Origin of the sequence: Cognatilysobacter lacus, from assembly GCF_008274655.1 — a bacterium.
In the GTDB taxonomy this organism is placed as follows: Bacteria; Pseudomonadota; Gammaproteobacteria; order Xanthomonadales; family Xanthomonadaceae; genus Cognatilysobacter; species Cognatilysobacter lacus.
In genome coordinates, this window is record NZ_VTRV01000190.1 from 1 (window position 1) to 4368 (window position 4368).

Consider the following 4368-nt stretch of genomic DNA (forward strand, 5'->3'; position numbering starts at 1 on the left):
GGCCGCCGAGGACCGACGCCCGCTGTTCGCGGCGCCGAACGACGAACCCGCGCTGGCTGTCGCCAGCGGCTACAACCCATACCACGTGGTGGAGCGCGTGCCGGTCGCGCCGGTCAACGCCTCCCCGTACGCCGCGCCGAATGCCGCGCTCGGCGGCGCCGCGATGGCGGTGATGGGCGGCGAAGTGGTCTATGCGGGCTTCTGGAAGCGCGTCGCGGCCTACACGATCGATGGCTTCGTGGTCGGCATTCCGGGGTTCCTCCTGCAGATGTTGATCGCCGGGGTGATGTTCGGCGGCATGGCGGCTCTCAGCTCGAACCGCAGCGAGGCGGTCGGCACGGTGGCGGGCGTCATCGGCGTCCTCGTGATGTATCTCGCGCCACTCGCGCTGGCCGCCACCTACTTCGGGGTCATGCATGCCTCGTCCCACCAGGCCACGCTCGGCAAGATGGCAGTAGGAATCAAGGTGACCGACGAGGCCGGGGAGCCGATCTCGTTCTGGCGCGGGTTCGGCCGCTATTTCGGCCTGATCCTGTCGTCGATCCCGATCGGCATCGGCCTGATCATGGCCGGCTTCACGGACCGCAAACGCGCGCTGCACGACATGATCTGCTCGACGCTGGTGGTGGACCGCTGGGCCTTCACGGCCCATCCGGAGCGGCAGCGGCGTGAACTCGGCGCGGTCACCATCGTCATCCTCTGCCTGGTCGGGCTCGGCACGATCGCCTACGTCGGGCTGATCGCATTCGCGCTCTCGCTGGTGGCCAGCGCGGGCCACTGAGGCGCCCGCCCGGCAGCCGTGGCTTGACAGCCGCGGCCACCGCGTGATGACACTAGATATAGATGACCGGCGCGCCCGCGGACCAGTTCCGCGGGCGTCGCCGCTTTCCACGTCCCCTTTTCGTGGCTGCGCGGACCCTTCGCGAAGCCGGATTCCGGGCCGCCCGCCCCCACGGAGCCGCCATGGCCAAGAACCTCCTCATCGTCGAATCGCCCGCCAAGGCGAAGACGATCAACAAATACCTCGGCAAGGATTTCACCGTCCTCGCCTCCTACGGCCACGTCCGCGACCTGGTGCCGAAGGAAGGCGCGGTCGACCCGGATAACCACTTCGCGATGCGCTATGCGCTGATCGAGCGCAACGAGAAGCACGTCGACGCGATCGCCAAGGCCGCCAAGTCCGCCGAACATCTCTACCTGGCGACCGACCCGGACCGCGAGGGCGAGGCGATCAGCTGGCACATCGCGGAGATCCTCCGCGAGCGCGGCCTGCTGGAGAACCGCACGCTCGAGCGCGTGGTGTTCACCGAAATCACGCCGCGCGCGATCAAGGAAGCAATGACGCGTCCACGCGCGATCGCCGAACCGCTGGTCGACGCGCAGCAGGCGCGCCGCGCCCTTGACTACCTGGTCGGCTTCAACCTTTCGCCGGTGCTGTGGCGCAAGGTGCAGCGCGGGCTCAGCGCGGGCCGCGTGCAGTCGCCCGCACTGCGCATGATCGTCGAGCGCGAGGAGGAGATCGAAGCCTTCATCGCGCGCGAGTACTGGACGATCGAGGCAGAGGTCGCGCATCCCTCGCAGGCCTTCAATTCACGACTCATCAAGCTCGACGGCAAGAAGGTCGAGCAGTTCACTCTGACCAACGAGACCGACGCGCATTCCGCGCGCGACCGGATCTCGAAGGCCGCCGATGGCGTGTTGCAGGTCACCGACGTCACCAGCAAGGAACGCAAGCGTCGCCCGTCGCCGCCGTTCATTACCTCGACGCTGCAACAGGAAGCCGCGCGCAAGCTCGGCTTCACCACGCGCCGCACGATGCAGGTCGCGCAGAAGCTGTACGAGGGCCTGGACATCGGCGCCGAAGGCAGCGTCGGCCTGATCACCTACATGCGTACCGACTCGGTGAACCTGTCGCAGGACGCGATCGTCGAGATCCGCGACGTGATCGCGCGCGACTTCGGCACGCGCGCCGTGCCGGACAAGCCGAACGCGTACACGACCAAGTCGAAGAACGCACAGGAAGCGCACGAGGCGATCCGCCCCAGTTCCGCGCTGCGCACGCCGGCGTCCGTGGCCAAGTACCTTCCGGACGACGAGCGCCGCCTGTACGAGCTGATCTGGAAGCGCGCCATCGCCTCGCAGATGGTGCCGGCGACCCTCAACACGGTGAGCGTCGATCTCGCGGCCGGCAGCGAGCATTCGTTCCGCGTGTCGGGCACCACGGTCGTGGATCCGGGCTTCCTTGCGGTGTACGAGGAAGGCAAGGACACCAAGACCGCCGAAGACGACGAGGAGGGTCGCAAGCTGCCGGCGATGAAGACCGGCGATCGCCTGCCGCTCAACCGCGTCATCGCCGACCAGCACTTCACCGAGCCGCCGCCGCGCTTCTCGGAAGCGTCGCTGGTGAAGACGCTCGAGGAATACGGGATCGGCCGACCGTCCACGTACGCGTCGATCATCGCCACGCTGCTCGCGCGCAAGTATGTCGATCTCGATAACCGCCGTTTCAAGCCGACCGACGTCGGCCGCGCGGTGGCCAAGTTCCTGTCCGCGCATTTCACGCAGTACGTCGACTATGACTTCACCGCGAAGCTCGAGGACGAGCTCGATGCGGTGAGCCGCGGCGAGGAAGCATGGGTGCCGCTCATGGAGCGCTTCTGGTCGCCGTTCAAGAAGCTCGTCGAAGACAAGAAGGACAACATCGATCGCACCGACGCCGGCAGCGTGCGCGTGCTCGGCCTCGATCCCAAGAGCGGCCGCCAGGTCAGCGCGCGCATCGGCAAGTTCGGTCCGCTCGTGCAGATCGGCACCAGCGAGGAAGAAGAGAAGCCGCAGTTCGCGTCGCTGCGGCCGGGCCAGAGCATCTATTCGATCTCGCTCGAAGATTCGCTTGAGCTTTTCAAGCTGCCGCGCGACCTCGGCGAGGACAAGGGCGAGAAGGTCAGCGTCGGCATCGGGCGCTTCGGCGCGTTCGCCAAGCGCGGCGCGACCTACGCGTCGCTGGCGAAGGAAGACGATCCGTACGCGATCACGCTCGAGCGCGCGGTCGAGCTGATCGAGCAGAAGGAAGAGATCGCGCGCAATCGAATCATCAAGTCCTTCGAGGGCAGTGACATCCAGGTGCTCAACGGTCGCTACGGCCCGTACATCAGCGATGGCAAGCTCAACGGCCGCATCCCCAAGGATCGCGAACCCGCGTCGCTCACGCTGGCGGAAGTCACGCAGATGATGGCCGACACCGGCAAGCCGATGCGAAAGGGCTTCGGCAAGAAGGTGGCCAAGAAGGTCGTGTCGAAGAAGGTGGCGAAGACCGCGGGCGAGGCGCCGGCCAAGAAAGCGACGAAGTCGGCAGGGGCTGCCACGAAGAAGACGGCGAAGAAGGCCACGAAGAAGACGGCGACCAAGAAGTCGGCAGCCAAGAAGGCTACGAAGACCGTCGCCAGGAAGGTGGTCGCGAAAGCCGCCGCGCGTCCCGCGCCGGAGCTGGACGACACCCCGTTCTGAGGCGATGGTGGCGACGCATCGAACGCCCGACAGCCCGATGGCATCGACTGACACGGTCGCTGCCATAGATGCGCTCGTCGCCGCGTTCTACGCGATGTTCGACAATCGCAACGGCGCGTCGCCGCTGCTCGCCACGCCGGAGCACGTGTTCCTGCCGGACGCACTGATCGTGCGCCGCGACGGCGACCGCGTTGCGTGCATGCATCTCGACGGCTTCATCGGGCCGCGGCGCGCGTGGCTCAGCGACGGCACGCTGTCCGGCTTCCACGAATGGGAAACGGCGTCGCGCACCGCGGTCGCCGGCGACATCGCCACGCGCCTGTCGGCGTACCGCAAGCAGGGACTGCGCGACGGCACGGCGTTCGATGGCGAAGGCGCGAAGTCGCTGCAGCTGGTGCGTGCGCCCGCGGGCTGGCGCATCGCGAGCGTGCTCTGGCAGGACGGCGGCCCGGATTGGCGCGACGCCGCGCCATGAGCGCGGACGATCTCAACATCGCGACGGCGGTTGCCGTGCTCATCCGCGGGGGCGTGCTCGCGTATCCGACCGAGGCGGTCTGGGGCCTCGGGTGCATCCCGTTCGACGGCGAGGCCGTGCACCGGCTCCTGGCGATCAAGCGGCGCCCGGTCGGGAAAGGACTGATCCTGGTCGGCAGCGACGCCGCGCAATTCGATGCGGTGGTCGACTGGTCCGCGCTCGATGCGCGCGCGCTCGGGCGAGTACGCGCGAGCTGGCCGGGGCCCAACACGTGGGTGTTGCCGGCGCGGACCTCGGCGCCCGCCTGGATCACCGGCGGCCGGGACGACATTGCGGTGCGCGTCAGCGCGCATCCGGTGGTCGCCGCGCTGTGTTCGCGGCTCGGCGCG

4 protein-coding genes are annotated in these 4368 nt (G+C 67.9%); all 4 read left to right on the top strand.

Annotated elements, in window-relative coordinates; translation table 11 throughout:
* A partial coding sequence (locus FW784_RS12785) for an RDD family protein (RefSeq protein ID WP_149353719.1) occupies nucleotides 1-781 on the top strand: 781 nt, incomplete at its 5' end.
* A gap of 182 nt (nucleotides 782-963) precedes the next feature.
* The gene (locus tag FW784_RS12790; RefSeq protein ID WP_149353720.1) at nucleotides 964-3504 is read left to right on the top strand and encodes a DNA topoisomerase I; all 2541 of its coding nucleotides are present in this window, start codon (nucleotides 964-966) and stop codon (nucleotides 3502-3504) included.
* 37 nt (nucleotides 3505-3541) lie between these two features.
* Nucleotides 3542-3979: a DUF4440 domain-containing protein gene (locus FW784_RS12795; RefSeq protein ID WP_149353721.1), complete on the top strand. Its 438-nt coding sequence runs from the start codon at nucleotides 3542-3544 to the stop codon at nucleotides 3977-3979.
* Nucleotides 3976-4368 (top strand): L-threonylcarbamoyladenylate synthase (locus FW784_RS12800; RefSeq protein ID WP_149353722.1); only part of this gene is annotated, 393 nt, incomplete at its 3' end. The genes FW784_RS12795 and FW784_RS12800, both read left to right, overlap by 4 nt.

Excerpts from the sequence above, each read along its gene's own strand:
- FW784_RS12790 (WP_149353720.1), top strand. The coding sequence starts at position 964 with ATGGCCAAGAACCTCCTCATCGTCGAATCGCCCGCCAAGGCGAAGACG.
- FW784_RS12795 (WP_149353721.1), top strand. The coding sequence starts at position 3,542 with ATGGCATCGACTGACACGGTCGCTGCCATAGATGCGCTCGTCGCCGCG.